Below are 26,098 nucleotides of genomic sequence, written 5' to 3'. Positions count from 1 at the left end.
GGCGGTCAGCTGGCGTCGCCTGGATCCTCGAAGAGGCTGGCCTGCGTGCCCTGCCAGGTAGCCGGCACGGCGAGGCCGATATGCTGGAAGGCGCGCTGGGTCAGAAGCCGGCCGCGCGGCGTGCGCTGCAGGAAGCCCTGCTGCAGCAGATAGGGCTCGACGATGTCCTCGATCGCGTCGCGCGGCTCCGACAGGGCGGCGGCGATGGTCTCGATGCCGACCGGGCCGCCGCCGAAATTCAGCGCGATGAGGTCGAGATAGCGCCGGTCGAGCTGGTCGAGGCCGAGACTGTCGACCTCGAGCCGCGACAGCGCCTCGTCGGCAATGCGCCGGTCGACGATCGGCACGCCCGCGACGTCGGCGAAGTCGCGCACCCGGCGCAGCAGCCGGCCGGCGATGCGGGGCGTGCCGCGGGCGCGGCGGGCGATCTCGCGCGCCCCCTCCTCCGCCATGGCGAGGCCCATCAGCCGGGCGCCGCGCTTGACGATGTGCTCGAGCTCCTCGACCGTGTAGAAATTCAGTCGCACCGGGATGCCGAAGCGGTCGCGCAGCGGCGTCGTCAACAGGCCGAGCCGGGTGGTCGCGGCGACGAGGGTGAATTTCGACAGGTCGATCTTCACCGAGCGCGCCGCCGGTCCCTCGCCGATGATGAGGTCGAGCTGGAAATCCTCCATCGCCGGATAGAGGATCTCCTCGACCGCCGGGCTGAGCCGGTGGATCTCGTCGATGAACAGGACGTCGCGCTCTTCGAGATTGGTGAGCAACGCCGCCAGGTCGCCGGCCTTGGCGATGACCGGGCCGGAGGTGGCGCGGAAATTGACGCCGAGTTCCTTCGCCATGATCTGCGCGAGCGTCGTCTTGCCGAGGCCGGGCGGGCCGACGAACAGCACATGATCCAGCGCCTCGGCGCGATTGCGCGCCGCCTCGATGAACACCTTGAGGTTGGCGCGCGCCGCGGCCTGGCCGACGAACTCGTCGAGGCGCTGCGGGCGCAGCGTCGTGTCGAGGTCCTCGCCGCGCTTTTCCGGCGTGATGATGCGGGTTTCGCTCATTGACGAAGCGCTTCGCGCCGGGCGACGGCGAAGTCAATCGCGCCGGTCACCGACTGAGCGCCTTCAGCGCGAGGCGGATCAGCGTCGCCGAGGCGGCGTCGTCGCCGGCTTCCTTCACCGCGATCGCCACGGTGGAGGCGGCCTGGTCGCGCGGATAGCCGAGATTGACCAGCGCCGAGACGGCATCGGCGATCGGGCCGGGCGCGACGCCGTCGCCGAGGCCGCGCTTCAGGGCGAAGGATTCGGCATCGGCTGCGCCCGACATCGCCGGTGCCTTGTCGCGCAACTCGGCGACGATGCGGGCGGCGACCTTCGGCCCGACGCCCGGCGCCCGCGCCACCATCGCCTTGTCCTGCAAGGCCACGGCATTGGCGAGATCGCCGGTCGAGAGCGTGCCGAGCACGGCGAGCGCAACCTTGGCGCCGACCCCTTGCACGTTCTGCAGCAGGCGGAACCAGCCGCGTTCGTTCTCGCTGGCAAAGCCGTAGAGCCGGAGCATGTCCTCTCGCACATAGGTCTCGATGAACAGCACCACGGCCTCGCCGACGCCGCCGAGCGAAGCGAGCGTGCGGGCGCCGCAATACGCGACGTAGCCGACACCGTGTACGTCGACGACCACGTGGTCCTCGGCGATTTCGTCGAGCGTGCCCTTCAGCTTGCCGATCAAGGATGCGTCTCCAAGCTGTTGCGGGCACCGCGCCGACGACCGGCGCGGCAGCACGCGGGACCGAGGCAAGGCAGCGCCTTGCGCGTCAGCGCCGCATTCCGGCTAGCACTCCGCGCCTGCCGGGCCAAGTCAGGACCGCCCGGCGCCGTCGAATGCCGCCCGGGCAGCGGCCGACTGTCGGTGATGGCCGTGGCAGATGGCGATGGCGATGGCGTCCGCCGCGTCGTCCGAGTCGAACGTCGCCTTGGGCATCAGCACCTTCACCATCATGTGGATCTGCTTCTTGTCGCCATGGCCGACGCCGATCACCGTCTTCTTGACGGCGTTCGGCGCGTATTCGGCCACCGGCAGCCCGGCCAGCGCCGGCACCAGCATGGCAATGCCGCGGGCCTGGCCGAGCTTCAGCGTCGCCACCGCGTCCTTGTTGACGAAGGTCTGTTCCACTGCCGCCTCGTGCGGCGCATGCGCCACGATCACCGCCGTCAGCCCGTCATGCAGCGTCTTCAGCCGGATGGCGAGATCGGTCTTGGCGTCCGACCTCACCGTGCCGCTGGCGATGAAGCGCAGCGAGTTGCCGATGATCTCGACCACCCCCCAGCCGGTATTCCTTAGTCCCGGATCGATGCCGATGATGCGAATGACCCGCTCCTGCAACATTGTCTTAACCTTTACGCCTACCCGAATCTCCGCGCATTGAGAAGACGAAGCATGAACAAAACAAAAACGAAGCGCGTTCTGGTTTGATCTGTCGCAAAACCCGGGCGTAGCGCCCGCAGCGCGACCGGATCAGCTTTCGGTGAAGAGGGTGCAGCGCGGCAGAAACCGCCCCATGTGGCGCCGATGATCATTTCCCGACGCGGCCTTCTGGCCACCGCCCTCGCCTCGCTGATTATCGTCCCCGCCGGCGCTTCCGCGCAGGATGCAGCGGTCCGCCCTTCCTTCCAGCCGGCGATCGAGCGCGCCCGCAGCCTCGAGCCCGTCGAGACGCTGCTGGTCGCGCAGGGCGGCGAGATCCTGGTCGACGAGGGTTTTCGCGGCCACGCGACGACGCAATCCACCAACATCAAGTCGGCGTCGAAATCGATCATCTCGGCGCTGGTCGGCATCGCCATCGACAAGGGCGTGCTCGACGGCGTCGACCAGCCCATTGCGCCGCTCCTGCGCGACAAGCTGCCGGCCAATCCTGATCCGCGCATGGAAGACGTGACGATCGGCCACCTCCTGTCGATGCAGGCAGGTCTCGGACGCACCTCCGGCGCGAATTACGGCAGCTGGGTCGCGAGCCGCGACTGGGTGCGCTCTGCGCTGGCAATGCCCTTCGAGACCGATCCCGGCGGGTCGATGCTCTACTCCACCGGCTCGACGCATCTGTTGTCGGCGATCCTGACCCGCGAGACCGGCCGCTCGACGCTGGAACTGGCGCGCGACTGGCTGGGCGATACCGGCGTTTCAATCACCGCCTGGGAGCGCGACCCGCAGGGCATCTATCTCGGCGGCAACCAGATGGCGATGACGCCGCGCTCGCTGCTGGCCTTCGGCGAACTCTACCGCAATGGCGGCAAGGCTCCGGACGGGCGCGCCGTGATCCCGCAGGGCTGGATCGCCGCATCCTGGGAGCCGCGGACGCAGTCGCGCTTCCATGCCGGGCGCTACGGCTATGGCTGGTTCATCGAGGAATTCGGCGGCTACGACGTGCGCTACGGCTGGGGCTATGGCGGCCAGATGGTCTACGTCCTGCCGGAACTCGACCTGACCGTCGTCATCACCTCCGACGAGACCAACCCGTCGGGGCGGAGCGGCCACCGCGAGGCGCTGCACCGTCTCGTGACCGAGACGGTCGTGCCGGCCGCGGCAGCCCGACGGTCGGAGGGATAAGCTCTCCGACTCAGGCGGCCGAGAGCTTGGCCATCACCGCGTCGTCGACCTCGAAATTGGCGTAGACGTTCTGGACGTCGTCGTCGTCGTCGAGATTGGCGATAAGCTTCATCACGCTGATCGCCTTGTCCTCGTCGACCGGCGTGCCGGTCTGCGGCCGCCAGATGGTGCGCACGCTCTCGGCCTCGCCCAGCAGCTTCTCGAGCGCGCCGGACACGTCGTTCAGGTCCTCGAACGCGGTGATGATCGTGTGGCCGTTCTCGTCGGACACGACGTCGTCCGCCCCCGCCTCGATGGCGGCTTCCATCACCTTGTCGACGCTGCCGGCGGAGGCCGGGTAGACGATCTCGCCCACCTTGTCGAACATGAAGGCGACCGAGCCGGTCTCGCCCATCGCGCCGCCCGACTTGGTGAAATAGGAGCGGACATTGGAAGCGGTGCGGTTGCGGTTGTCGGTCAGCGCCTCGACGATCACTGCGACGCCGCCCGGCCCGTAGCCCTCGTAGCGGATCTCCTCGTAGGTCTCGGCGTCGCCGCCGGCGGCCTTCTTGACCGCCCGCTCGATGTTGTCCTTGGGCATCGACTGCGCCTTGGCGTTGTTGATCGCCAGCCGCAGACGCGGGTTCATGTCGGGGTCGGGCAGGCCGGACTTCGCCGCCACGGTGATCTCGCGCGCGAGCTTGGAGAACAGCTTCGAGCGGACCGCGTCCTGGCGGCCCTTGCGATGCATGATGTTCTTGAACTGTGAATGGCCGGCCATGGCGAACCCGTCTGTCTAAGCGTGATGGTGCCCGTCATAGTAAAGGACAGGCGAAACGTCCAGAACGGCCCGATGCATGAGCGACCAGATATGAGCGACCCAATAGTGAACGCCCCGATCGAACCGGTGACGATGCCGGCGCTGCCACTGACCGGCGGCTGCCAGTGCGGCGGCCTGCGCTACACGATCGATGCCGCGCCTTCCGTCTTCTATCTCTGCCACTGCACCGAGTGCCAGACGCAGACCTCCAGCGCCTTCGGCGAGTCGCTGCGCGTCGATCCCGCCGCGGTGACGATCACCGGCAGGATGGCGACCACACGGCGCCTGTCGGACAGCGGCACGATCCGGCTCGGGGATTTCTGTCCTGAATGCGGGGTGCGCATCCAGCACCGCTCCGAGGGCGACCCCAGCCGGGTGAACATCAAGGCGGGCACGCTGGACGACGCGTCGTGGCTGATCCCGGCCGGGCACATCTGGACGACGTCGAAGCAGGCCTTCATGCGGATCGGCGCGGACGAGCTCGCCTATCCGCATGCTCCGGAAGACCGCTTCGCCGCGCTTATCGCTCGCTGGCAGGCGATGGTGACGGCGGGCAGGCAGCCGCGCTGAACCGGCCACGGCGACGAGCGATGACGGGTTTATGATTTTCGTCTGCCGGAGCAGCCTGTAGCCTTCCGTTGCGTCGCAGCAGAAGCCGGCGGATCTCTCCCGCGCGGCTCCTGTCAGGCGTCGGCACAGAAGGAGCGCCCTCATGCTGAAAGTCCTCGCGATCACGATACTGGGGTCTTTGCCGCTGCTGCCCGTCGCGGCGGTGGCCCAGATGGTGCCGAGCACCTGCCACGCCGTCGCTGAGGCGGTGCCGAGCGCCACCTTCGTGTCGATGGCGAAACCCACGCGGCTTGCCCAGGTCGGCGAGGACGTGACGATCACCTACGTCGCCCATGCCACTTACCGGATCGAGAGCCCCGGCGGGGTGGTCGCGGCGACGGATTTCGCCGGCATGGGCGGCAGCCCGACGCCGGACATCGTGACGATGAACAAGGCGCATTCCTCGCACAACACGCCTTTCCCGGACCCGGCCATCGCGCATGTGCTGCGCGGCTGGAACCCGGAAGGTGGTCCGGCGCGCCACGCCCTCACGGTCGACGACATGTATGTGCGCAACGTGCCGACGGACATCCGCAGCTACGACGGCATGGAGCCCGACGGCAATTCCATCTTCATCTTCGAGGTCGCGGGCCTCTGCATCGGCCATCTCGGGCACCTGCACCACCGGCTGACCGATTCCGACTTCGCCCAGATCGGGCGGCTCGACATCGTCATGGTGCCGGTCGACGGCGGCCTGACGATGAGCCAGGAAGGCATCGGCGAGATCACCGAGCGGCTGCGCTCGTCGATCGTCCTGCCGATGCACCGCTTCAGCGGCCCGATCGAGCGCTTCCTCGCCAAGCTGCCGGACTTCGCGGTGGACATGCGAGACGAGCCGGGCTTCACCGTGTCGGTGCGGACGCTGCCGCGGACGCCGACGGTGATCGTGTTGAGAGGCGTGTAGTCAGCCGGCCCCAGATAGCAAGTGACAGAGGAGCGGCCCTGGTGGCCGCCGCTTTTTCTTGCAGGTAATACAGAGCCCCATATATTATGACTACATGTGGTCATAAGGAGTTTCACCCTTGGCAAAAAAGGCATCCCCCTTGCGGCCGGGACAGGGCGCACCGGTGCGAGCGGGGAAAGGTCCAAAGTCAGGCGGCGGCCCATACGATATGGTTGCCCCCCGGGGCGGCAAGGTTGGAATGGAGGTGACCGGACGCAAGGGCACGCCCATGCCCCCTACCCTCCGCGGACACGGGATGCAGACCGTCCAGGTGAGAGACGCGAAAGCGAAATTCTCGGCGTTGGTCGAGGCCGCTGAAAGAGGCGAGCCTACGACAATCACCAAGCACGGCCGACCCGCCGCGGTCATGGTCCCGGTCGATGTCGCGCGGCGCATTTACCCCGATAAAACCGACTTTGCGGAGTTCCTGATGGCCTTCCCCGGGGGAGACGAGTTCGATCGTGATCAGACGCCCATGCGGTCAATCGATCTGTGACCAGCGGCTTTCTGATCGACACCTCGACGCTCTCGCTTCTCTCTCCGGGGCGAAGACCAGACCTGCCCGAAGGCGCGGCCGACAAACTCCGCGCCCACGCATCCGAGCTTTATCTCTCGACGATCGCGCTCGCCGAGATCCGACAGGGCATCTGCAAGTTGCGCCGCAACCACGCGACGGCGAAAGCCGATGCGATCGAAGAATGGATGCTCGGTTTCCGAACCGCTTACGGAGATCGAGTGCTCCCGTTCGGGGTGGAGGCTGCCGAAGCCGCGGGAGAGATTTCCGACGCCGCAACCGCGATGGGCCGGCACCCCGGTTTCCCCGACGTGGCCATCGCAGGCACGGCGCGGGCCTTCGATCTAGCCATCCTGACCGAGAATGTGCGGCACTTCGAACCCCTCGGGGTGCCGGTCTACAACCTCGCCGGGATGCCCTGAACGACGAAGGGTGCCTTCGATTACAGAATAAGCCGGATTGGCAACTCTACCAGAAATCCGGCACGACACCCGCGAGCCGCGGTCCGACGCGGACCGGCGACACCTTCTCCGCCAGCCCGGTCCGGTCGGAGATCTCGACGGCCAGGCCGCAGAGCGTCGCCGGCCCCTGCGCCGCCTCGTACCGGCCGCGCGGCAGCTTGGTGACGAAGCGGTTGATCGGCTCCTCCTTCTCCATGCCGAGCGAAGAATCGTAGTCGCCGCACATGCCGGCATCCGACTGGTAGGCGGTGCCGCCGACGAGGATCTGGTGATCGGCCGTCGGCACGTGGGTGTGGGTGCCGACGACGACGGAGACCCTGCCATCGAGGAAATGCGCGAAGCACTGCTTCTCGCTGGTCGCCTCGGCGTGGAAATCGAAGACGATCGCATCCGCCTGCTCGCCCAGCGGACAGGTCGAGACGAGATGTTCGGCGGCGGCGAAGGGATCGTCGAGATCGGGCGACATGAACACCCGGCCCATGATGTTGGCGACGAGGACCCGCGCCCCGTTCTTCGCCTCGAACAGGCCGGAGCCGCTGCCGGGCGCACCCCTGGGATAGTTCACCGGGCGCAGGAAACGCGGCTCGCGCGGCGCGAAGCTCAGCGCCTCGCGCTGGTCCCAGACATGGTTGCCGGTGGTGACGACGTCGGCGCCCGCGGCGAGCGTGGCGTTGAAGATGTCCTCGGTGATGCCGAAGCCGCCGGCGGCGTTCTCGCCGTTGACGACGACGAAATCGAGCCGCCAGTCGGCGACGAGGCCGGGGAGCTTTTCGAAGACGGCGGTGCGGCCGGTGCGGCCAACCATGTCACCGAGAAACAGGAACCGCATCAGTAGGCCCCCTGCCGCATCGGCAATAAATGCGATGGCCGGCTTATGGTCGGCTTTCGAACACGTGTCTGCCGCGATGCCAGCACGAAGCCGCCGGAATGCGGTCCCATACAACAGGAAGGCCCGGATGACGCTGCGCCAGGCCGGCCTTTCCCCCACGGCATTGGCAACGGCATGGGCCGGCGCGGAAGCCGGTCCGGCCGAAATGCCGAAATGTCGCGATCAGCTTCGCAATCCGTTGAGACATTCCCGGACAAAATGTCAGTGAGCATGATGGGCCGTACGCGCATGTCGGACTTTCGGTAAGCCTTCCGGCCGGGACGCAGCAACGGTCAACTCAAAACCCTGCCTTGCGGAAGCCGGGTATCGCACGAGGACACAGGCCATGAAAACCACCCCGTTCAACCGTCTCGGCCCGCTCCGCATGGCGGCGCTCGCCGTCGTGCTGTTCGTCACCGGCTGTACCGCGACGCCCGGCTCGATCGACGTCGCCTCGACGCGGGAGATCTCCGTCGACCGCAACGCCGGCCTCGCCCGCGTCAACGCGTTCCGCTCGACGCACGGGCTGCCGGCTCTGCGCTACAGTTCGGTTCTCGACGAGGCGGCGACACGGCAGGCGCGCGCGATGGCCGCCCGCGGCAAGCTCAGCCATTCGGTCGAAGGCGCCCTGCCGGCACGGGTGAAGGCGTACGGCTACAACTATGGCAGCGTCGCGGAGAATATCGGCTGGAACTATCCGTCGACCGCGGCGGTGATCCGGGGCTGGGAGAATTCGGCCGGGCATCGCCGCAACCTGCTGAAGCCGGAAGTGACGGAGATCGGCTTTGCCGCCGCGACCGGCCGCAACGGCCAGCCCTACTGGGCGATGATCCTCGGCACGCAGGCCAAGCGCCGCGGCTAGTTCGCCGCGCCCACCGAAGGCGTTGCCGCACCCGCGGCGACGCCGGCCTCGGTGACGACGACATCGAGGAAGATGTCGTGGGACTCCATCGGGACGTGCTCCACTTCCTGCACGGCAAACGCGATGCCGACGAGACGGGGATTCATCCCCTTCTCGCGCAGGCTGGCGATCGCCCCGTCGTAGTAGCCGCGGCCGTAGCCGACGCGGCCGCCCCTGCGGTCGAAGGCTGCCAGCGGCACCAGCATGAGTTCGGGATCGAAGATCGCGGCGTCGGCGCCGGGCGCATAGGTGCCGAAGCCCTGCGGCTCGAGCGGCGCGCCGCGCACCAGCTGGCGGAACACCAGCCGGCCCTCGACGATCGCCGGCACGCAGAGAAGCGCACCGCGATCGGCGAGCGTCATCATCAGCGGACGGATGTCGATTTCGGAGCGGATCGGCAGGAAACCGGAAACCGGCATGCCGGGTGTAATGTCGACCAGCGCGGCGACATGGTCGGCGATGGCGAGCGAGGCCTCGATTCGCGCCTCGGTGGTCATCGCGTCGCGGCGGGCCAGCGCCGCACGGCGCAGTTCCGCCTTCAGGTCCCTGATATCGTCACGCATCGGCATCGCCTCCTGATGGAGACCTGTCCGATTCCGGGGCGAAAGGGAAGAGAAGCGGCGAGCCACCCGGCCGATGGAGTAGTCGATCCCGGGAACCTACAGAGTAGGTGGGCGCCGTGTGCCCCGGCCCACGAGCCAAGGCAGGGACAGCTCCCTGGGGAAGACTAAGGCCCCGAGCAAATGTCACCCCTGTCGCACCGGCCAGCCCGCCGTGACGGAACATAGGCGAGACGCCCCTCCCCTTCCATAGGCTGGACGCTCCCCGAACCGGTTTATTCGCGACGGCCGTCAGACGAAGTGCTTCGACAGTTTCAGCCCCTGCGCCTGGTAGTTCGATTTCAGGTCGAGGCCGTAGAGCCGGTCGGGCAGCGCCTGCATGTGCTCGTAGACCAGCCGGCCGACGATCTGGCCGTCTTCGAGGATGAACGGCACGTCATGGCTGCGGACCTCGAGCACCGCCCGGCTGCCGGTGCCGCCGGCGGCGGAATGGCCGAAGCCCGGGTCGAAGAAGCCGGCATAATGGACGCGGAATTCGCCGACCAGCGGATCGTAGGGCGTCATCTCGGCGGCAAAGGCCGGCGGCACATGCACCGATTCCTTCGAGACGAGGATGTAGAACTCGTCCGGATCGAGGATCAGTTCGCCGCCCTGGCTGCGATGGATCGGCTCCCAGAAATCCTTCAGTCGATAGGCGCCGCGCCTGTCGACGTCGACGACGCCGGTATGGCGCTTGCCGCGATAGCCGACGAGCGCATCGCTGCCACCGGCGGGGTCGCCCGAAAGGTCGATCGACAGCGCGATGCCGCCGCCGGAAATGTTCGCGCCGGGCGCCGAGGTCAGCCGGTCGGTGGCGTGCAGCGCCGCGAGTTCCGCCTCGCCGAGCAGCGGCTCGCCGGTGCGGAAGCGTATCTGCGACAGGCGCGAGCCCTGGCGCACCAGGATCGGGAAGGTGCGCGGCGAGATCTCGACATAGAGCGGGCCCTCGTAGCCCGCCGGCAGCTTGTCGAATTCCTGCGCGCCGTCGGTCAGGACGCGGGTGAAGATGTCGAGCCGGCCGGTGGAGGATTTGGGGTTCGCAGTCGCCCGCACCTCCGCCGGCAGCTTCAGCGCTTCCAGGAGTTCCACGACATAGACGCAGCCCGTCTCCAGCACGGCGCCCTCGGTGAGGCTGAACTCGTGCAGCGAGAAGCGCTCCAGCTTGCCGGCGACCGTCTGTCCGGCGCCCGGCAGGAAGCTTGCCCGCACCCGGTAGGCCTTCGCCCCGAGCCGCAGGTCGAGACTCGCCGGCTGGATCTGGTCGCCGTCGCGCTCCACCGGCGCGGCGATGGCGCCCGTCTCGAACAGCGCCGCGATCTCGCGGTCCGGCAGAATTCCGCCCTGCATCAATTGCCATCCCCTCATCGTCCCGGCGCCTCGCGCCGCCGATTGACGCGTAACGGCATCGGGTCTATTTGCAAGGCCTAGAGTGGTGATTTGGCCGGCCGGCTTGCAGCCACGTAAAACAAGTCGCTAAAGGGCCGATTGACGATATGGCTCTTGCGCCTTCGACCAACCGGCTTCGCGGCGACGCGGCAGCCGGTTTATTTTTGTTCGGAGACGACGCGATGCTGAAGAAGACGGATACGCCCCGCAAGTTGCGGCCCGCCACCGCCATGGTCCACGCCGGGACGGCCCGCTCGGGCTTCGGCGAGACCTCCGAGGCGCTCTTCCTCACCCAGGGCTTCGTCTACGACAGCGCCGAGGCCGCCGAGGCACGGTTCAAGGGCGAGGAGCCCGGCTTCATCTATAGCCGTTACGCCAACCCGACGACGCGGATGTTCGAGGAGCGGATGATGGCGTTGGAGGGCGCCGAGGACGCGCGCGCCACTGCTTCCGGCATGGCTGCCGTCGCCGCGGCGATCCAGTGCCAGCTGAAGGCCGGCGACCATATCGTCGCGGCCCGGGCGCTGTTCGGCTCCTGCCGATACGTCGTCGAGACGGTGATGGCACGCTGCGGCGTCGCCTGCACGCTGGTCGACGGGCGCAGCCTCGACGCCTGGCAGGCAGCGGTGCGGCCGGAGACCAAGGTGTTCTTCATGGAGACGCCGACCAACCCGACGCTCGAGGTGATCGACATCCCGGCGGTGGCGGAGATCGCCCATGCCGCCGGCGCGCGGCTCGTCGTCGACAACGTCTTCGCGACGCCGATGCAGCAGCGCCCGCTGGAGCTCGGCGCCGACGTGGTGGTCTACTCGGCGACCAAGCATATCGACGGCCAGGGCCGGTGCCTCGGCGGCGTGATCCTCTCCTCGAAGGACTGGATCGACGAAAACTTGCACGATTATTTCCGCCACACCGGCCCTTCGCTCTCGCCGTTCAACGCCTGGACGCTGCTGAAGGGCCTGGAGACGCTGCCACTGCGGGTGGCGCACCAGACGAAGAGCGCCGGCAAGATCGCCGATTTCCTCGCCGAGCGGCCGGAAGTCGCCAAGGTGCTCTATCCCGGCCGCGCCGACCATCCGGACGCGGCGATCATCGCCCGGCAGATGACCGGCGGCTCGACGCTGCTTGCCTTCGAGCTGACGGGCGGCAAGAAGGCGGCCTTCGCCTTCGCCAACGCGCTGCAGATCATCCTGATCTCCAACAATCTCGGCGACGCCAAGAGCCTGATCACCCATCCGGCGACGACGACGCACAAGAACCTGACGCCGGAAGCCCGCGCCGAACTCGGCATTTCAGACGGGCTGCTGCGGCTCTCGGTCGGCATCGAGGATGTCGAGGATCTCATCGAGGACATCGACGCGGCGCTGGCCGCGGCCTGAACCTTTAGCGGAACAGCTGCAGGCTCAGCCTGATGCGGGAGACGCAGGTCCACGCCGTCATCGCCGCAAAGACATAGGCGATGACGGCGAAATGGGCCGGGAACAGGCAGAACAGCACGAAGGTGGCGATGGTCTCCGTCGCCTCGGCGAGGCCGGTCGAGAAATACAGCGACTTCTTGCCGCGCTGCTCGGTGGCGAGCCCGCGCTTCTCGGCCATCACCGCGAAGGCGAGGAAGCTCGCGCCGTTGGCGTAGAAGCTCGTCAGCAGCACCGCGGCGGCGAGCGCGTTGGCGTCGGGATCGAGGATCGCGAAGGCGAGCGGGATGGCGCCGTAGAAGATGTAGTCGAAGACGATGTCGAGATAGCCGCCGCGATCCGTCCGGCGCGTCAGCCGCGCGACCGCGCCGTCGAGCCCGTCGGCGAGTCGCGAGACGAGGATCAGGGCAAGGCCGAGCCAGAGCTGGCCGAAGGCGATGGCGAGTGCTGCGCCGAGACCGAGGACGAGACCCGCCACCGTCACCGCGTCGGCGCCGACCCCCTGCCGGCAGAGCATCGCGGCCAGACACGCGATGGGCGGATCGATCCGCTTCTTCAGCACGCCGTCGAGCAAAGATCGTCTCCGCAGAGAGTTCGCCGGCCCGTTGACCCGGCTCGCGTGCGCCGCGATAAGATAGGCCGAAGCGACGCGCAAGGCGGTCAGGGCATCCTCATGTACACGGCGACGACCAGGGCGATCACCGTCAGCGTGACCCCGAGCTATCTCGACGACCAGTCGGCTCCCGAGGACGGGCGCTGGGTCTGGGCGTACACGGTCGAGATCGCCAATGGCAGCCCGGACGTCGTACAGCTGCAGTCACGATACTGGCACATCACCGACGCCAACGGCCATGTCGAGGAAATCAGCGGCCCCGGCGTGGTCGGCGAGCAGCCGACGCTCTCGCCCGGCGACAGCTTCACCTACACGTCGGGCTGCCCGCTGACGACGCCGTCAGGCTTCATGCGCGGCCATTACCGCATGCGGGCCCCGGACGGCTCGCTGTTCGAGGTCGAGATCCCGGCCTTCTCGCTGGACCTGCCGGCCCGGTCGCGGGTGCTGAACTAGGCGCAGGCCTGCGGTAGAGCCTGGGCGACGCGTCCCGGTCGGATCGATCTGTGCCGGCGCCGCGACGACCTGCCGCGATGCCAGACCTGCCTGATAATCAGAGACGTCGGGCCTGTCTCGCCACAGTCCGGCGTCAGTCGGGCATAACCGACGACCCCGCCGCCCGCCCTCATGACAATCTTCGACAACCTGCTAGGAGTTGCGCCGAAACGGCGAGTGCAGCATGCAGGCTACCCTGGAAACGAGACGCGCAACCCTGGCGGGCATGGCGATGATGTGCGTGGGGGTCGCGTGCCTCTGCGTCAACGATGCCCTCGCCAAGGCGCTCGCGTCGAACTATTCGCCGCTGCAGATCCTGTTCCTGCGCAACCTGATCGCGCTGCCCTTCGCCATCCTGATCGCCGCCGCCATGGGCGGAACGGCGGCGCTACGCTCGCATCGGCCGGTGACGCATCTGCTGCGCGGGCTGCTCTGGATCTCTGCCGCCTTCCTGTTCTTCTCCAGCCTCAAATACCTGGCGCTGGCCGAGGCGACGGCCCTGGTCTTCGTGGCGCCGCTGTTCATCACGGCGATCTCGGCGCTGTTCCTGCGTGATCCTGTCGGCTGGCGGCGCTGGCTGGCGGTGCTGGTCGGCTTTGCGGGCGTGCTGATCGCGGTGCGTCCCGGCGCCGCCGCCTTCCAGCCCGCCTCGCTGCTGCCGATCGCGACGGCGCTCTTCTATGCAGCTCTGATGATCAGCGCCCGTTGGGTGGACCGGCGCGAGAGCGTCTGGACGCTGCTGCTCTATCTGACCGGGGCCGGGGCGCTGCTGAGCTTGCTCGTCGTGCCGTTCGTCTGGGTGCCGGTGCAGCCGGAAGACTACTGGCTCTTCGCGGCGATCGCGCTCTTCGGGACGGCGGGAATGACGCTGATGACCCAGGCCTTCCGCCTCGCCCCGGCCGTCGTCGTCGCGCCGCTCGACTACACCGCGCTGGTCTGGGCGACGCTGATCGGCTGGCTGTTCTGGAACGAGCTGCCGGATTCGCCGGTGTTCGTCGGCGCCGCGATCATCGTCGCCAGCGGGGTTTTCACGATCTGGCGGGAGAACAGGGTCCATTCAGGAACAAGCTGACGTTCGGGACATTCTGGCGATCGGTCATGCCACCCTCGGCTACTCCTGTTCCTGCACCGCCGCGTTCGCGACGGTGCAGGTATTGGCTTGCGCCGCGCTACATCTGCGGGAGCGAGGCCCTCCTGGTCCAGGGCCTGTCCAAAGGACTTGGGTCCCGAAGCGTTGATCCATCTTTCATGCCGAGCGAAACGACCAGTTCGCTGGTCATCGGGATCCCTCGGAGGGCGCCAAGCACCATGTTGTAGGCGATCGCGCGCTCGTGCAGTTTCTCCAGTGCGACGAGCGACGCCGAGGATCTCAGCGTGGCGCAGAGGTGGAGAGACAGGAAGCAGTGGCGGGCATCGACAGGCGCTTCGAGCCCATCCATCTCATCGAACTCGCCGCGTGGATCGAATACCCCCTCCACGACGAAATCGATCGACTGGAGATCGATTCCCTCGTGTGCCGCGAGCATGGGATAGTCGGAACCCGCGCATACCGCTGCGGCTGTGAATATTTGCTCCCACGGATAAACGACTCCTGGCTCATTGGCCTGCATACTCGCAGGGCGCTCCAGAATTGGAGTCGTGTAGTAACCGCTCGATTCTGTATCGAAGTGGTAACGCGCGCGGTACGTCCCGCGCACCGCATCACCATGCTTCTTCATTACCGAAACGATATCAGCAACCGAACTTACAACTTCTCCAAAAATAGCAGGCATATGGGTTTCCTTTGATGTGAGCATTTCGGCCAATGCTGCGAGAGCCGGGATAGCGACGCTGGCTTTTGGGTGCGGCACGCAATCCGGCATCGACAGGCTGCCGATGAGCAGCGCTAGTTTGCAGGCTGTTGCGCCTGCGGGTCGCCGCCCAGCTCGGTCTTGAAGGCCTCGAGATCGAGCTGCATGCCGTTGAAGACGGTGCTCCAGTGTCGGGTCAGCGCTGAGATCGCGATAGCCTCGTTGATCTCGTCCTCGGTCGCGCCGGCCCGCTTGGCGCTCTCGGTGTCTTCCCAGATGCAGTACTGGCAGGGGATTTGTGCCGAGACGGCGAGGGAGATCAACGCCTTCGCTTTTGGCGGCAGTGCGGTTTCGTCCGAGAACTGCAGTGCCTTAACCTCGGCCCAGGCGCCAGGCAGTGCGGCTTTGGGAAACCGCCGGAGAAAACTCGGGACGTTGCCGAGCGTCTGCTCGATATCCTGGTACGTGGCTTCGGTGTTCGCCGGATCGGCCCGGGCGCCGACCGGAATACACAACGCCGCGCAAAAGACGCCCAAAATGAGAATCCGTCGGACGATCGGCTTGCTCCGGGCCCTAGGCGGATAAGCGATGTAGGGGAAGTTCAGCACAATGGCTCTCCTCAGATAATCCGTGCCAATCAATGGTCACGCTACAAGGGAGCCGAAGGCGGGAGGAGAAGTTCGATCAATCGTCGTCGATTCTGGGCGGGCGCGGCGAAAGATGGATGTGCATGCGGGTCGCCTTGTCCTCGCGCCGGAAGATCACGAAGGCGACACCGGGGGGACAATGGAACGGATCCTCGGGAGGATTCACGAACCGTCCCTCGACGACACTCACATTGCCGGCGCTGAGGACGCGCTGCGGTTCGAGGAGGATGCCGGCATCGGTGTCCTCGTCGACTTCCTGGGCTATGAAAGATCGCCCGACGACGGGCGTGCCTCCTCCGCGGAACAGCAGGATATCCTCGGCGAAGTGGCTGAGATAGTGGTCGCGGTCGGCAGGGCGTAAGAGGCCGCGAAAGGCTTCGGAATAAAATTGCTGGTGCTCGCGAGACTGCGATCTGGCATCGGGATCGCAGAGACCGGCTGTGTCGAGCAGCATCTCCGCCAGCTTGCGCTTGGATTGTGATAACCGGCTACGGACGGTGCCAATCGGGACAGCCAGGATAGCGGCCAGATCCTCATAGGACTGATAGCTGCCGAAGTAGCGAAGCATGGCGGTGGCCCGCAGCGGTTCAGGAAGCTTGTGCAGGGCATCCCAGATCCATTCGCGCAGCGCGACCTTCTCAAGCCGCTCCTCGATCCCCGGTCGCTCGTCGGGGACATCTGGCACCTCGCCGGTGAGAACCTCGCCCCGCTTCTGGCGCAACTGGCGCAGGCAGCAGCGGTGCAACACGGTGAAGAGCCAGCCCACCACTGCCTCAGGGTCCTTGAGGTCTCCGATGTGCCTGAGCGCGATCAGGAACGTGTCCTGGACGGCATCCTCGGCTTCCGGGCCATAGCCCAGCACGCGCAGCGCCGCTCCGAAGAGCCGCGCGCGATGGCGCTCGAGCAGCAGCCCAAGGCTGGTACAGTCGCCGCCACGAGCGGCAACCGCCAGTTCGGCATCCGTCGGTCGGAGGTGAGCTTCATGATCCATGAGGAGAATGAGGCGCCGGAGCTCCAAAAAGTTCGAAGCCGGCCGCAGCTTTCGTCGGATGCTGCACGACGACCGGCGGGGGCCGGAGCGGTGGTAAGCTCAGCATCCGGCAATATTGCGTCGCGAGCCTCTCCCTCTTGCATCTTGAGCAAGGGTCTTCTTCAGGCTCAGCGGTCGACGCCACGACGTGCTTCGGGCTCCTCTTGCCCGCGCTCCCCGACGCGACGAAGCCGACAAGCACGCGGAGAAGCTCGCCTCACCCCTTGTCCGGCTCATCCTCGCCCGGCGTCGTCTCCGCCCCCGCCGCGAACTCTTCCGGGTCGAACTCGTAGGCCTCGCCGCAGAATTCGCAGGTCACGGCGATGCGGCCGTCCTCGATGCTGTCGGTGATCTCGGTGGCGGAGAAGTTGGAGAGCACTTCCTTGATGCGCTCGCGAGAGCAGGAACATTCGTCGTCGACGGGGTGCGGCGGGAAGACCCGCACGCCGCGCTCGTGGAAGAGGCGGAACAAGAGGCGCTCGACGCCGATCTCGGGATCGGCGAGCTCGGAGGCCTCGATCGTGTCGACCAGCGCGCGGACCTCGAGCCAGGCATCGTCCGGCTCGAACTCACCCTCGTCGTCATCGACGCCTTCCGGCGCGTCGCCGCCCGGCAAGTCGGGCATGCGCATGCGATCGGGGGAGTCAGGCAGGAACTGGGCGATCAGGCCGCCGGCCCGCCAGCTCTCGACGAAGCCGCCGTTCTCGCCGCGCCTGGCGATGCGGGCGACGGCAAGCTTGATCGCGGTCGGGATCTGCTCGGATTGGCGGAAATAGCCCTCCGCCACTTCCTCGATCGTCGTGCCGTTGAGTTCGACGATGCCCTGGTAGCGCTGCATGTAGGCGCCCTGGTCGACGGTCAGCGCCATGACGCCGACACCGAGCAGCGCCTCCGACGAGGTCTCGCCGGCCTCGATGGCGGCGGCAAGCTTGGTCTCGTCGAAGCGGGCATAGGCGCGGACGCTCGACGGGGTGGTGAAATCGACGACGAGGAGATCGACGGGCCCGTCGGTCTGGGTCTGGGCGATGAACTTGCCGTCGAACTTCAGCGACGTGCCGAGCAGCACGGTCATCACCACCATCTCGGCCAGGAGGCGCGCGACGGGCTCGGGATAATCGTGGCGATTGAGGATGTCGTCGAGCATCGGTCCGAGCTGGACGGCGCGGCCGCGGGCGTCCAGCGCCTCGACGGCGAAGGGCACGACGGCGTCGTCGCCCGCGAAGCCGAACTCGCCGAGGCTGAGATCGCTGTCAGCCATGCGCGGCACCCGCAGCCGGCGCGACCTCGCCGAAGCACCAGGCGAGGATGGACTTTTGGGCATGCAGCCGGTTCTCGGCCTCGTCGAACACCACCGACTGCGGACCGTCCATCACCGCGTCGGTGACCTCCTCGCCGCGATGGGCGGGCAGACAGTGCATGAACAGCGCCTCGGGATTGGCATGGGCCATCAGCCGCTCGTTGACCTGATAGGGCATGAAGACGTTGTGGCCGCGCGCCTTGTCCTCGCGGCCCATCGACACCCAGGTGTCGGTGACGACGCAGTCGGCGCCGGTGACGGCTTCCACCGGGTCGTTGGTGAGCAGCACCGTGGCGCCCTCGCCGCGGGCATTCTCGACATAGCGCATGTCGGGCTCCGAGCCCGGCGGCGTCGCGATGCGCAGCGTGAACTCGAAGCGCGCGGCCGCCTCGACGAGCGAGGCGAGTACGTTGTTGCCGTCACCCGACCAGGCGAAGATCTTGCCGCGCACGGGCCCGCGCTTTTCCTCGAAGGTCAGAAGGTCGGCCATGATCTGGCAGGGATGGGTGTCGTCGGTCAGGCCGTTGATCACCGGGACGGTGGCGTTCTCGGCGAGCTCGGTCAGGCGGTCATGAGCGGTGGTGCGGATCATGATCGCGTCGACATAGCGCGACAGCACCTTGGCGGTGTCGGCAATGGTCTCCTCGCGACCGAGCTGCATCTCGGCGCCGGACAGGATCAGCGTCTCGCCGCCGAGCTGGCGCATCGCCACGTCGAAGGAGACGCGGGTGCGGGTCGACGGCTTGTCGAAGATCATCGCCAGCGTCTTGCCCTCGAGCGGCCGCGAGGCGTTCCGGCCCAGCGTCTTGCGGGAGGCGGCGTCGTCGACGATGGCGCGCAGCTCGCCGCGCGCGACGGTGGAGATGTCGAGGAAATGCCTCGGATTGCCGTTTCTCATAACGATTGCCTCATGCGCTCTTGCGCTGGCCGGCCAGCGACAGGCCGGCGACGGCCGCTTCGATACGGCTCGTGGCCTCGTGCACCTCGTCCACGGTGACGATCAACGGCGGCAGCAGCCGCACGACATTGTCGCCGGCGGGCGCCGCGAGCAGGCCCTCGTCGCGCATCGCGGCGACCAGCTGGACGTTCGGCACCTTGGCCTTCAGGCCGATCAGGAGGCCCTGGCCGCGAACTTCGCCCACGACGTCGGGATAGCGGTCGGCGAGCGAGGCCAGCGACTGCTTCAGGAGGAGCGCGACGTCCTGGACATGGGTCAGGAACCCCTCGCCCAGCACGACGTCCAGCACGGCATTGCCGACGGCCATGGCCAGCGGATTGCCGCCATAGGTGCTGCCATGGGTGCCGGGCGTCATGCCCCGCGCGGCCGCCTCCGTGGCAAGGCAGACGCCCATCGGGAAACCGCCGCCGATGCCCTTGGCGGAAGCCATGATATCGGGCGCGGCGCCGGAATGCTCGTAGGCGTAGAGACGCCCGGTGCGGCCGATGCCGGTCTGCACCTCGTCGTAGATCAGGAGGATGCCGTGCTCGTCGCAAAGATCGCGCAGGCCCTGCAGGCATTGCGGCGGCACCGAGCGGACACCCCCCTCGCCCTGGATCGGCTCGATCAGGATCGCGGCGACGTCGGGTTCGGCCGCGGCCTGCTTCAAGGCCTCGTGATCGCCGAAGGGCAGCTGGTCGAAGCCGGGCGCCTTGGGGCCGAAGCCTTCGAGATATTTCGCCTGGCCGCCTGCGGCGATCGTCGCCAGCGTGCGGCCGTGGAAGGCGCCCTCGAAAGTGAGGATGCGATACCGCTCCGGCGCCCCGTCGACATAATGATAGCGACGCGCCGTCTTGATCGCGCATTCCAGTGCCTCGGCACCGGAATTGGTGAAGAAGGCGCGGTCGGCGAAGGTCGCTTCCGTGAGGCGCTCGGCGAGGCGCCGCTGGCCTGGGATTTCGTAGAGATTTGAGAGGTGCCAGAGCTTGTTCGCCTGCTCGGTCAGCGCCGCGACGAGGTGCGGATGCGCATGGCCCAGCGAGTTCACCGCGATGCCGGCGGCAAAATCCATGTAGCGTCGGCCCTCGCCGGTGACCAGCCAGACACCCTCGCCGCGCTCGAAAGCGAGCGGCGCCCGGGCGTAGGTGTCATAGAGCGGCGAATGCGCGTCCTTGAATTCGGCCATCACGATCGACTTCGTTGCGGATCCTCTGAGGATCAGTTCCTGAAACATCAAAGCCTGCCGTTGGGGCAGGCTTCGAAAGACGTTCCGAGCACTCGGAACCGTGGCTATATCACGGTGAGCCGGACGAGTGTCAATCAACCGGCCACGCGAGCCCGCCCCTCGCGGCCATCTTCCTGCCGCATCGGAGGAGGCAGAACTCTGGGGAAAAGCCACTGACGCGATTCAATCCACCCCTGCGACTCTTGTCACGGAGTCAAGGCGTGCGTTAAATTGGCTTCAACACACCAGATTTCGTGCGGCGGACCTGGTTCCTGAATAGATGTAGTGAGTGCCTGCGTGCACCCTCGTGACGCGCAGGAGTAGGGATTCCGTCCGCGGCAACCATACGATCAAGGAGCTTGTCATGGGCTGGACAGATGAACGCGTCGCGTTGTTGAAACAACTTTGGACCGACGGCCTCAGCGCCAGCCAGATCGCGGATCGGCTGGGCGGCGTCACGCGCAACGCCGTCATCGGCAAGGTGCACCGGCTGAAGCTGGAGTCGCGGGCCAAGGCACCGGCGACCCTGCAGACGCACGCCGAGCCGCAGGCCGTGCGCCCGGTCGAAGTCGAGACGGTGGAGGTCATGATGGCCAGCCGCTTCGTCTCCGCCCAGGCGGCCCAGGCGGCCCAGGCACCGCGGGCGATGCCGCGCTCGATGGGCGCGACGGCCCTCAAGATCGATCACGAGGAAGAGCTGGAAGTTCTCGAAGAGCCCCGGCGCCAGACCGGCGAGGTGGTTCCCATCGCCCGCAAGCTGACGCTGGTGCAGCTCAACGAGCGGACGTGCAAGTGGCCGGTCGGCGACCCGCTGAAGCCGGACTTCCACTTCTGCGGCAACAGCTCGAAGGACGCCTCGCCCTATTGCCAGTACCACGCGAAAATGGCTTTCCAGCCGGTTTCGGACCGCCGCCGCGCCCGTTGAGGCGCGGCTTCGGGCCTGCGATCTAGAGGCGCGGTTCCGAGCCGGCGCTGTCGCGGGTTTTCACGGTCGCCGGCCTGGCGGCCGTGAACTGCTCGTCCAAGGCATAGCCCGCGCCGCGGACGGTTCGGATCGGGTCGCGCTGGCGGCCCCGGTTGATCGCCTTGCGCAGCCGGCCGACATGGACGTCCACCGTCCGCTCGTCGACATAGATGTCCCGGCCCCAGACGCCGTCGAGCAGCTGCTCGCGCGAGAACACCCGGCCCGGCGACTGCATGAAGAACTCGAGCAGCTTGAACTCCGTCGGTCCGAGCTTCACCTCGCGGCCGGCACGCCGGATCCGGTGGGTCTCCCGGTCGAGGTCGATGTCGCCGGCGCTGAGCTGGCTGGAGATCTTCTCCGGCTTGGCTCTTCGCAGCATGGCCCGCACGCGGGCGATCAGCTCGGGCGTCGAGAACGGCTTCACCACGTAGTCATCGGCGCCGACCGAGAGGCCGCGCACCCGCTCGCTCTCCTCGCCGCGCGCCGTCAGCATGATGATCGGCAGGCGTTCCGTCTCGCCGCGTTGGCGCAGCCGCCGGCAGAGCTCGACCCCCGACAGGCCCGGCAGCATCCAGTCGAGGATGAGGAGGTCGGGGACCTCCTCGCGCAGCCTGATGTCGGCCTCGTCGCCCCGGGCGATCACGTCGACCTCGTAGCCCTCGGCCTCGAGATTGTAGCGAAGCAGGACGCCGAGCGCTTCCTCGTCCTCGACGACGGCGATCCGCATGGCCATGGTCGTTATCCCTCGAGGCCGGCTGGCGGCAGGTTGGAGCCCGGCTGCAGCAGGGAGGTGGTACGATCGTCCTTCGGCCGCTCGGCCTCCATCTGATCGCCGGTCTTGATGTAGTAGATTGTCTCGGCGATGTTGGTCGCGTGGTCGCCGATCCGCTCGATGTTCTTGGCGGTGAACAGGAGATGGGTGCAGGCGGTGATGTTGCGCGGATCCTCCATCATGTAGGTGAGGAGTTCGCGGAAGATCGAGGTGTACATCGCATCGATCTGCTCGTCGTTCTCGCGCACCGCCATCGCCCGCTGCTCGTCGCGGGCGCCATAGGCGTCGAGCACTTCCTTCAGCTGGTCGAGGGCGAGTTCCGACAGATGCTCGAGGCCCCGGACCAGCTGGATCGGCTGGCTGTGATCGTGCACCGCGATGACGCGCTTGGCGATGTTCTTGGCGAGATCGCCGATCCGCTCGAGATCGTTGGAAATGCGGATCGCGCCGACGATCTCGCGCAGGTCGATCGCCATCGGTTGCCGCTTGGCGATGGTGAGGATCGCTCGTTCGTCGAGCTCGCGCTGCGCGGCGTCGAGCAGGAGATCGTCCGCCACCACAGACTGCGCGAGGCCCCAGTCACTGCGGGTCAGCGCCAAGACCGACTGCTCGACCATGCGTTCCGCCTGGCCGCCCATCTCCGAGATGCGGCGGACGATGTACTTCAGCTCGTCCTCGTAGGACGTAACGATGTGCTCGGACATGACCATGGCCGCTTCCTCCTGTCGATCAGCCGAAGCGGCCGGTGATGTAGTCCTGGGTGCGCTTGTCGTCCGGGTTGGAGAACATCTTCTCCGTCGGCCCGACCTCCACGAGATAGCCCAGATGGAACATTGCGGTCCGCTGGGACACGCGGGCGGCCTGCTGCATCGAATGGGTGACGATGACGATCGTGTAGTTCTGCTTGAGCTCGTCGATCAGTTCCTCGACCCGGGCGGTGGCGATCGGGTCGAGCGCCGAACAGGGCTCGTCCATCAGGATCACCTCGGGCGAGACGGCGATGGCGCGGGCAATGCAGAGACGCTGCTGCTGGCCGCCGGAAAGGCCCGTGCCCGGCTCGTCGAGCCGGTCCTTGACCTCCTCGTACAGGCCGGCCTTGCGCAGGCTGCCCACGACGATCTCCTGAAGGTCCGACTTGTTGCGGGCCAGGCCGTGGATCCGCGGGCCGTAGGCGACATTGTCGAAGATCGATTTCGGGAACGGGTTGGGCTTCTGGAACACCATGCCGACCCGGGCGCGCAGCTCGACCACATCGAGGCCGGGCGAATAGATGTCGCCGCCGTCGAGGGTGATCTTGCCGCTGACCTTTGCCGACGCGATGGCGTCGTTCATCCGGTTGAGGCAGCGCAGGAAGGTCGACTTGCCGCAGCCGGACGGACCGATGAGCGCCGTCACCTCGCGATCGAGGATGTCGAGGTCGACATCGAACAGCGCCTGCTTGGTCCCGTAGTGAACGGAAACCTTCTCGGCCTGCATCTTGGTCGCACTGATCGGCTGCACGGCAGGACCCTTCGTATGCATCGTCTGAAAATGTTCCATCATGGCGGTGTCCCGTTGCATTCTACCAGCGCCTCTCGAAGCGACGACGCAGGATGATCGCGGTGATGTTCATGAGCGAGAGGAAGATCAGCAGCACGCAGATCGCGGCGCTGGTTCGCGCGACGAAGCCGCGCTCCGGGCTGTCGAACCAGATGAAGATCTGGGTCGGGAGCGCCGTCGAGGCCTCGACGAGGCTGCTCGGCGCCGCAGTGATGAAGGCGTTCATGCCGATCAGAAGCAGCGGCGCCGTCTCACCGAGGGCCTGGGCCAGTCCGATGATGACGCCGGTCATGATGCCGGGCGCCGCCAGCGGCAGCACGTGGTGACCGATGACCTGCATGTCCGAGGCGCCGACACCGCGAGCCGCCTCGCGGATCGACGGCGGCACCGCCTTCAGCGCGCTGCGTGTGGTGATGATGATCGTCGGCAGGGTCATCAGGGCCAGCACCAGACCGCCGACCAGCGGCACGGATCGCGGCATGCCGAAGAAGCCGATGAACAGCGCCAGGCCGAGGAGGCCGAACACCACCGACGGTACCGCCGCGAGATTGTTGACGTTGATCTCGATGAAGTCGGTGAACCGGTTCTTGGTCGCGTATTCCTCGAGATAGACCGCAGCCCCGACGCCGAGCGGCACGCTGACGACGAGGCAGATCAGCAGCAGGTAGAACGAGCCGACGATCGCACCGCGCAGGCCGGCGACTTCGGGGAAGCGGCTGTCAGCCGACGTGAACAGGTCCCACGCAAAGGCTGAGCGAACGCGGCCATCGGCCTCCAGCGTCTGGAACCTGGCGATCGCCGCGTCGTTCAGCGGGCGGCGATTTTCCGGCTGCTCGGCAGTGATGACGCCTTCGTAGAGCTGCTCGTAGGGGTCGGAGACCGGAACCCAGATCGGGAGCGTCTCGCCGGGCTGCAGCGTGCCCGCCTCAAGCGTGTCGCGGATGATGTATTGCGCGCCGTTACTAAGGATCGAGGTGATGGCGCGCTCTTCGGCGCGTCCCTCGACGGGCGGGAACAACGCCATGATGGATTCGTTGGCGAGCGGACCCGGCCGCACATTGACGCCCTCCGCTGCCTGTGGCGGCACGGTGACGTCGATCAGCACCTGCGTCTGCGTCCAGGCCGGCAGCGAGGTCATGATGACCGACCCGACGAGCACGGCCAGCATGGACAGCGCGAACACGATTGCCGCCAGACCGTAGATCCGCAGGCGGGTCTGCTTGCGTCGGCGCGATTTCAGGCTGTTGCGGATCGCCGTCCGGACATCGGTCGCGGGCTGCGCGGATGAACCATCCAGGGTGGCATCAGTCATATTGTTCCCGATACTTTCTGACGATCCCGAGGGCGAGGAGATTGAGACCCAGGGTCGCGACAAACAGGCTGAGGCCGAGGCCGAAGGCGGCCAGCGTCTTCGGATTGTCAAAGGCGGTGTCGCCGATCAGCAGGGTAACGATCTGCACGGTGACGGTGGTCACGCCCTCGAAGGGATTGGCGGTCAGGTTGGCGGTGAGGCCCGCCGCCATCACCACGATCATCGTCTCGCCGATGGCGCGGCTGGTGGCGAGCAGGATACCGCCGACGATACCGGGGAGCGCCGCCGGCAGGATGACCTTGGTGACCGTCTCGTTGCGGTTGGCACCGAGACCAAGCGAGCCGTCACGCAGCGAGGTGGGCACGGCGTTGATGGCGTCGTCGGCCAGCGAGGAGATGAACGGGATGAGCATAACGCCCATCACCAGGCCCGGCACGATGGCCGCGGTCGGCGAGATCGACAGGCCGATCGCCGCGCCCCATTCGCGGATGGCCGGGGAGACGATCAGCACGGCGAAGAAGCCGTAGACGATCGTCGGGATACCGGCGAGCACCTCGATCAGCGGCTTGACCACGCCCCGCACCAACGGCGAGGCGAACTCGGCCATGTAGATCGCGGCGAACAGTCCGACCGGTGTCGCCACGGCCATCGCGATCAGTGCGATCATCAGCGTGCCGGCGAAGACCGGGATCGCACCGAAGGCACCGGACGAGGCGACCTGGTCGGGCCGAATGGCGATCTGCGTGTCCCAGCGCGTGCCGAAGAGGAATTCGGTCAGCGGGACGAGCGAGAAGAAGCGGAAGCCCTCGAAGACCAGCGAGGCGAGAATGCCGACGGTGGCGAGGATCGAGACGGTCGCGCAGACGATGAGAATGCCGCGAATGACCCGCTCGGTCTTGTCCCGCGCCCGGAAGCGCAGGGAGATCCGGGGCAGGATGAGGAAAATGGCGAGAAGGCAGATCGCCACGACCACGACGGGCAGCAGCCAGCGGGACAATTGCTGGGCGGCGACGAGCGTGCGGGCGCCTTCGAGGATGTAGGGCTCCGGCGTGCCGAAGGTCGTCCCGGTCGCGGCCTGCTGCACCTGGCTGACGATAAGGCTCAGCTGGGACGGCGTGGCGGCGTCGCGGGTCAGGTCCGGCAGGGCCGACACGACGACCGAGCGCAGGATGACCGGCTCCAGCATCAGCCAGGCAATGATGAGCAGAAAGCTCGGAACGAGAATGCTCAGGGCGACGAGATAGCCGTGATATTTCGGCAGGGAATGCAGCTTGCCCGCCTCGCCGCTCGGGATCGCCGACGCGCGACGCGCGGCGAGGCCGAATGCCAGGAAGGCAAAGGCGACGGGGATGAGGAAGACATAAGAGAGTGGCAAGGCGCTGATCCCCTCA

29 protein-coding genes, 1 other RNA gene and 1 riboswitch are annotated in these 26,098 nt (G+C 66.9%); of the genes, 10 read left to right on the top strand and 20 right to left on the bottom strand.

Annotation, left to right across the window (positions count from 1 at the left end):
• Nucleotides 1–5: 5 nt before the first annotated feature.
• The 3 genes from ruvB to ruvC form a co-directional block, all read right to left on the bottom strand.
• Nucleotides 6–1,052, bottom strand: a complete 1,047-nt coding sequence (gene ruvB / locus GGR03_RS15300; RefSeq protein ID WP_183209565.1) for a Holliday junction branch migration DNA helicase RuvB — start codon at nt 1,050–1,052, stop codon at nt 6–8.
• 46 nt (nt 1,053–1,098) lie between these two features.
• The gene (gene ruvA / locus GGR03_RS15295) at nt 1,099–1,719 is read right to left on the bottom strand and encodes a Holliday junction branch migration protein RuvA (protein ID WP_183209563.1); all 621 of its coding nucleotides are present in this window, start codon (nt 1,717–1,719) and stop codon (nt 1,099–1,101) included.
• A gap of 129 nt (nt 1,720–1,848) precedes the next feature.
• The gene (gene ruvC, locus GGR03_RS15290; protein ID WP_183209561.1) at nt 1,849–2,376 is read right to left on the bottom strand and encodes a crossover junction endodeoxyribonuclease RuvC; all 528 of its coding nucleotides are present in this window, start codon (nt 2,374–2,376) and stop codon (nt 1,849–1,851) included.
• A gap of 183 nt (nt 2,377–2,559) precedes the next feature.
• On the opposite strand from ruvC, the gene GGR03_RS15285 reads away from it, so the two are divergent.
• The gene (locus GGR03_RS15285) at nt 2,560–3,594 is read left to right on the top strand and encodes a serine hydrolase domain-containing protein (RefSeq protein ID WP_183209559.1); all 1,035 of its coding nucleotides are present in this window, start codon (nt 2,560–2,562) and stop codon (nt 3,592–3,594) included.
• A 10-nt stretch (nt 3,595–3,604) separates the two neighbouring features.
• On the opposite strand, the gene GGR03_RS15280 is transcribed toward GGR03_RS15285, so the two are convergent.
• Nucleotides 3,605–4,354: a YebC/PmpR family DNA-binding transcriptional regulator gene (locus tag GGR03_RS15280; RefSeq protein WP_183209557.1), complete on the bottom strand. Its 750-nt coding sequence runs from the start codon at nt 4,352–4,354 to the stop codon at nt 3,605–3,607.
• A 90-nt stretch (nt 4,355–4,444) separates the two neighbouring features.
• Here GGR03_RS15280 and GGR03_RS15275 point away from each other — a divergent pair, with 90 nt between their 5' ends.
• The 4 genes from GGR03_RS15275 to GGR03_RS15260 all read left to right on the top strand — a co-directional run bounded on the left by GGR03_RS15275 (nt 4,445) and on the right by GGR03_RS15260 (nt 6,881).
• On the top strand, nt 4,445–4,963 hold the full coding sequence (locus GGR03_RS15275; RefSeq protein ID WP_183209555.1) for a GFA family protein: 519 nt from the start codon (nt 4,445–4,447) through the stop codon (nt 4,961–4,963).
• 142 nt (nt 4,964–5,105) lie between these two features.
• Nucleotides 5,106–5,906, top strand: coding sequence for an MBL fold metallo-hydrolase (locus tag GGR03_RS15270; RefSeq protein ID WP_183209553.1), 801 nt, complete (start codon nt 5,106–5,108; stop codon nt 5,904–5,906).
• A 295-nt stretch (nt 5,907–6,201) separates the two neighbouring features.
• Nucleotides 6,202–6,441, top strand: a complete 240-nt coding sequence (locus GGR03_RS15265) for a type II toxin-antitoxin system Phd/YefM family antitoxin (RefSeq protein WP_183209551.1) — start codon at nt 6,202–6,204, stop codon at nt 6,439–6,441.
• Nucleotides 6,438–6,881: a PIN domain-containing protein gene (locus tag GGR03_RS15260; RefSeq protein WP_183209550.1), complete on the top strand. Its 444-nt coding sequence runs from the start codon at nt 6,438–6,440 to the stop codon at nt 6,879–6,881. The genes GGR03_RS15265 and GGR03_RS15260 overlap by 4 nt, the downstream gene beginning before the upstream one ends.
• 46 nt (nt 6,882–6,927) lie before the next feature.
• Here the strand turns inward: GGR03_RS15260 and GGR03_RS15255 are convergent, their stop codons facing one another.
• Nucleotides 6,928–7,749, bottom strand: coding sequence for a TIGR00282 family metallophosphoesterase (locus tag GGR03_RS15255; protein WP_183209548.1), 822 nt, complete (start codon nt 7,747–7,749; stop codon nt 6,928–6,930).
• A 385-nt stretch (nt 7,750–8,134) separates the two neighbouring features.
• On the opposite strand from GGR03_RS15255, the gene GGR03_RS15250 reads away from it, so the two are divergent.
• Complete coding sequence (locus GGR03_RS15250) at nt 8,135–8,650, top strand: CAP domain-containing protein (RefSeq protein ID WP_183209546.1); 516 nt, start codon at nt 8,135–8,137, stop codon at nt 8,648–8,650.
• Here GGR03_RS15250 and GGR03_RS15245 read toward each other — a convergent pair.
• The 3 genes from GGR03_RS15245 to GGR03_RS15235 form a co-directional block, all read right to left on the bottom strand.
• Nucleotides 8,647–9,252 carry a 5-formyltetrahydrofolate cyclo-ligase gene (locus GGR03_RS15245; protein ID WP_183209544.1) on the bottom strand — a complete coding sequence of 202 codons (606 nt, stop codon included), beginning with the start codon at nt 9,250–9,252 and terminating at the stop codon, nt 8,647–8,649. The two genes, GGR03_RS15250 and GGR03_RS15245, sit on opposite strands and share 4 nt — an antisense overlap.
• Before the next feature lie 55 nt (nt 9,253–9,307).
• A non-coding RNA gene (gene ssrS / locus GGR03_RS15240) (6S RNA) lies at nt 9,308–9,463 on the bottom strand.
• Between the two features lie 77 nt (nt 9,464–9,540).
• On the bottom strand, nt 9,541–10,635 hold the full coding sequence (locus GGR03_RS15235; protein WP_183209542.1) for a 2'-deoxycytidine 5'-triphosphate deaminase: 1,095 nt from the start codon (nt 10,633–10,635) through the stop codon (nt 9,541–9,543).
• A gap of 72 nt (nt 10,636–10,707) precedes the next feature.
• Nucleotides 10,708–10,785: riboswitch (SAM riboswitch) on the top strand.
• A 71-nt stretch (nt 10,786–10,856) separates the two neighbouring features.
• On the opposite strand from GGR03_RS15235, the gene GGR03_RS15230 reads away from it, so the two are divergent.
• Entirely contained in the window at nt 10,857–12,053 is a 1,197-nt protein-coding gene (locus GGR03_RS15230) for an O-succinylhomoserine sulfhydrylase (RefSeq protein WP_183209540.1), read from the top strand.
• Nucleotides 12,054–12,057: 4 nt separating this feature from the next.
• Here GGR03_RS15230 and GGR03_RS15225 read toward each other — a convergent pair whose 3' ends face one another.
• Nucleotides 12,058–12,663, bottom strand: a complete 606-nt coding sequence (locus GGR03_RS15225; protein ID WP_183209538.1) for a CDP-alcohol phosphatidyltransferase family protein — start codon at nt 12,661–12,663, stop codon at nt 12,058–12,060.
• Nucleotides 12,664–12,762: 99 nt separating this feature from the next.
• Here GGR03_RS15225 and apaG point away from each other — a divergent pair, with 99 nt between their 5' ends.
• Entirely contained in the window at nt 12,763–13,155 is a 393-nt protein-coding gene (gene apaG, locus GGR03_RS15220; RefSeq protein WP_183209535.1) for a Co2+/Mg2+ efflux protein ApaG, read from the top strand.
• Between the two features lie 223 nt (nt 13,156–13,378).
• Nucleotides 13,379–14,266, top strand: coding sequence for a DMT family transporter (locus GGR03_RS15215; protein WP_183209533.1), 888 nt, complete (start codon nt 13,379–13,381; stop codon nt 14,264–14,266).
• A 97-nt stretch (nt 14,267–14,363) separates the two neighbouring features.
• Here GGR03_RS15215 and GGR03_RS15210 read toward each other — a convergent pair whose 3' ends face one another.
• From GGR03_RS15210 to GGR03_RS15185, 6 genes are all read right to left on the bottom strand, one after another.
• Complete coding sequence (locus GGR03_RS15210) at nt 14,364–14,966, bottom strand: OsmC family protein (RefSeq protein WP_183209531.1); 603 nt, start codon at nt 14,964–14,966, stop codon at nt 14,364–14,366.
• A gap of 113 nt (nt 14,967–15,079) precedes the next feature.
• Nucleotides 15,080–15,592, bottom strand: coding sequence for a carboxymuconolactone decarboxylase family protein (locus GGR03_RS15205; protein ID WP_252920279.1), 513 nt, complete (start codon nt 15,590–15,592; stop codon nt 15,080–15,082).
• Nucleotides 15,593–15,668: 76 nt separating this feature from the next.
• Nucleotides 15,669–16,622 (bottom strand): sigma-70 family RNA polymerase sigma factor, encoded by a 954-nt coding sequence (locus GGR03_RS15200; RefSeq protein ID WP_183209529.1) that lies wholly within the window; start codon nt 16,620–16,622, stop codon nt 15,669–15,671.
• Nucleotides 16,623–16,878: 256 nt separating this feature from the next.
• A complete protein-coding gene (locus GGR03_RS15195) occupies nt 16,879–17,919 on the bottom strand; it encodes an Hsp33 family molecular chaperone (protein ID WP_183209527.1) in 1,041 nt (346 codons plus the stop codon).
• Complete coding sequence (argF, locus tag GGR03_RS15190) at nt 17,912–18,856, bottom strand: ornithine carbamoyltransferase (RefSeq protein WP_183209524.1); 945 nt, start codon at nt 18,854–18,856, stop codon at nt 17,912–17,914. Before argF ends, GGR03_RS15195 begins: the two co-directional genes overlap by 8 nt.
• A gap of 10 nt (nt 18,857–18,866) precedes the next feature.
• Nucleotides 18,867–20,081, bottom strand: a complete 1,215-nt coding sequence (locus GGR03_RS15185; RefSeq protein WP_183209522.1) for an aspartate aminotransferase family protein — start codon at nt 20,079–20,081, stop codon at nt 18,867–18,869.
• A 403-nt stretch (nt 20,082–20,484) separates the two neighbouring features.
• Between GGR03_RS15185 and GGR03_RS15180 the strand changes: the two genes are divergently transcribed.
• Nucleotides 20,485–21,045, top strand: coding sequence for a GcrA family cell cycle regulator (locus GGR03_RS15180; protein WP_183209520.1), 561 nt, complete (start codon nt 20,485–20,487; stop codon nt 21,043–21,045).
• 22 nt (nt 21,046–21,067) lie between these two features.
• Here GGR03_RS15180 and phoB read toward each other — a convergent pair whose 3' ends face one another.
• From phoB to pstC, 5 genes are read right to left on the bottom strand one after another with little or no spacing between them, the layout of a single operon-like run.
• Nucleotides 21,068–21,817: a phosphate regulon transcriptional regulator PhoB gene (phoB, locus tag GGR03_RS15175; RefSeq protein ID WP_183209518.1), complete on the bottom strand. Its 750-nt coding sequence runs from the start codon at nt 21,815–21,817 to the stop codon at nt 21,068–21,070.
• 5 nt (nt 21,818–21,822) lie between these two features.
• Nucleotides 21,823–22,560 (bottom strand): phosphate signaling complex protein PhoU, encoded by a 738-nt coding sequence (gene phoU / locus GGR03_RS15170; RefSeq protein WP_418884983.1) that lies wholly within the window; start codon nt 22,558–22,560, stop codon nt 21,823–21,825.
• Nucleotides 22,561–22,585: 25 nt separating this feature from the next.
• Nucleotides 22,586–23,395, bottom strand: coding sequence for a phosphate ABC transporter ATP-binding protein PstB (gene pstB / locus GGR03_RS15165; protein WP_246368140.1), 810 nt, complete (start codon nt 23,393–23,395; stop codon nt 22,586–22,588).
• Nucleotides 23,396–23,417: 22 nt separating this feature from the next.
• Nucleotides 23,418–24,707, bottom strand: a complete 1,290-nt coding sequence (gene pstA / locus GGR03_RS15160; protein ID WP_183209503.1) for a phosphate ABC transporter permease PstA — start codon at nt 24,705–24,707, stop codon at nt 23,418–23,420.
• Complete coding sequence (gene pstC, locus GGR03_RS15155; protein WP_210292160.1) at nt 24,700–26,082, bottom strand: phosphate ABC transporter permease subunit PstC; 1,383 nt, start codon at nt 26,080–26,082, stop codon at nt 24,700–24,702. The genes pstA and pstC overlap by 8 nt, the downstream gene beginning before the upstream one ends.
• Between the last annotated feature and the right edge of the window lie 16 nt (nt 26,083–26,098).

The organism is Aurantimonas endophytica (genome assembly GCF_014196845.1).
Lineage (GTDB): Bacteria > Pseudomonadota > Alphaproteobacteria > Rhizobiales > Rhizobiaceae > Aurantimonas > Aurantimonas endophytica.
Note: the sequence above shows the minus strand (reverse complement) of the source record. Positions and strands in the feature narration are given on the sequence as shown.

What these genes read in the sequence shown, in the direction of transcription:
- GGR03_RS15270 (WP_183209553.1), top strand. Translation starts at nt 5,106, where the DNA reads ATGCTGAAAGTCCTCGCGATCACGATACTGGGGTCTTTGCCGCTGCTG.
- GGR03_RS15210 (WP_183209531.1), bottom strand. Translation starts at nt 14,966, where the DNA reads ATGCCTGCTATTTTTGGAGAAGTTGTAAGTTCGGTTGCTGATATCGTT.
- GGR03_RS15230 (WP_183209540.1), top strand. Translation starts at nt 10,857, where the DNA reads ATGCTGAAGAAGACGGATACGCCCCGCAAGTTGCGGCCCGCCACCGCC.
- apaG (WP_183209535.1), top strand. Translation starts at nt 12,763, where the DNA reads ATGTACACGGCGACGACCAGGGCGATCACCGTCAGCGTGACCCCGAGC.
- ruvB (WP_183209565.1), bottom strand. Translation starts at nt 1,052, where the DNA reads ATGAGCGAAACCCGCATCATCACGCCGGAAAAGCGCGGCGAGGACCTC.
- GGR03_RS15195 (WP_183209527.1), bottom strand. Translation starts at nt 17,919, where the DNA reads ATGGCTGACAGCGATCTCAGCCTCGGCGAGTTCGGCTTCGCGGGCGAC.
- GGR03_RS15200 (WP_183209529.1), bottom strand. Translation starts at nt 16,622, where the DNA reads ATGGATCATGAAGCTCACCTCCGACCGACGGATGCCGAACTGGCGGTT.
- GGR03_RS15185 (WP_183209522.1), bottom strand. Translation starts at nt 20,081, where the DNA reads ATGGCCGAATTCAAGGACGCGCATTCGCCGCTCTATGACACCTACGCC.
- GGR03_RS15180 (WP_183209520.1), top strand. Translation starts at nt 20,485, where the DNA reads ATGGGCTGGACAGATGAACGCGTCGCGTTGTTGAAACAACTTTGGACC.
- GGR03_RS15265 (WP_183209551.1), top strand. Translation starts at nt 6,202, where the DNA reads ATGCAGACCGTCCAGGTGAGAGACGCGAAAGCGAAATTCTCGGCGTTG.
- ruvC (WP_183209561.1), bottom strand. Translation starts at nt 2,376, where the DNA reads ATGTTGCAGGAGCGGGTCATTCGCATCATCGGCATCGATCCGGGACTA.
- phoU (WP_418884983.1), bottom strand. Translation starts at nt 22,560, where the DNA reads ATGTCCGAGCACATCGTTACGTCCTACGAGGACGAGCTGAAGTACATC.
- pstB (WP_246368140.1), bottom strand. Translation starts at nt 23,395, where the DNA reads ATGGAACATTTTCAGACGATGCATACGAAGGGTCCTGCCGTGCAGCCG.
- GGR03_RS15215 (WP_183209533.1), top strand. Translation starts at nt 13,379, where the DNA reads ATGCAGGCTACCCTGGAAACGAGACGCGCAACCCTGGCGGGCATGGCG.
- pstA (WP_183209503.1), bottom strand. Translation starts at nt 24,707, where the DNA reads ATGACTGATGCCACCCTGGATGGTTCATCCGCGCAGCCCGCGACCGAT.
- GGR03_RS15245 (WP_183209544.1), bottom strand. Translation starts at nt 9,252, where the DNA reads ATGCGTGACGATATCAGGGACCTGAAGGCGGAACTGCGCCGTGCGGCG.
- phoB (WP_183209518.1), bottom strand. Translation starts at nt 21,817, where the DNA reads ATGGCCATGCGGATCGCCGTCGTCGAGGACGAGGAAGCGCTCGGCGTC.
- GGR03_RS15250 (WP_183209546.1), top strand. Translation starts at nt 8,135, where the DNA reads ATGAAAACCACCCCGTTCAACCGTCTCGGCCCGCTCCGCATGGCGGCG.
- GGR03_RS15275 (WP_183209555.1), top strand. Translation starts at nt 4,445, where the DNA reads ATGAGCGACCCAATAGTGAACGCCCCGATCGAACCGGTGACGATGCCG.
- GGR03_RS15285 (WP_183209559.1), top strand. Translation starts at nt 2,560, where the DNA reads ATGATCATTTCCCGACGCGGCCTTCTGGCCACCGCCCTCGCCTCGCTG.
- GGR03_RS15255 (WP_183209548.1), bottom strand. Translation starts at nt 7,749, where the DNA reads ATGCGGTTCCTGTTTCTCGGTGACATGGTTGGCCGCACCGGCCGCACC.
- argF (WP_183209524.1), bottom strand. Translation starts at nt 18,856, where the DNA reads ATGAGAAACGGCAATCCGAGGCATTTCCTCGACATCTCCACCGTCGCG.
- GGR03_RS15235 (WP_183209542.1), bottom strand. Translation starts at nt 10,635, where the DNA reads ATGCAGGGCGGAATTCTGCCGGACCGCGAGATCGCGGCGCTGTTCGAG.
- GGR03_RS15280 (WP_183209557.1), bottom strand. Translation starts at nt 4,354, where the DNA reads ATGGCCGGCCATTCACAGTTCAAGAACATCATGCATCGCAAGGGCCGC.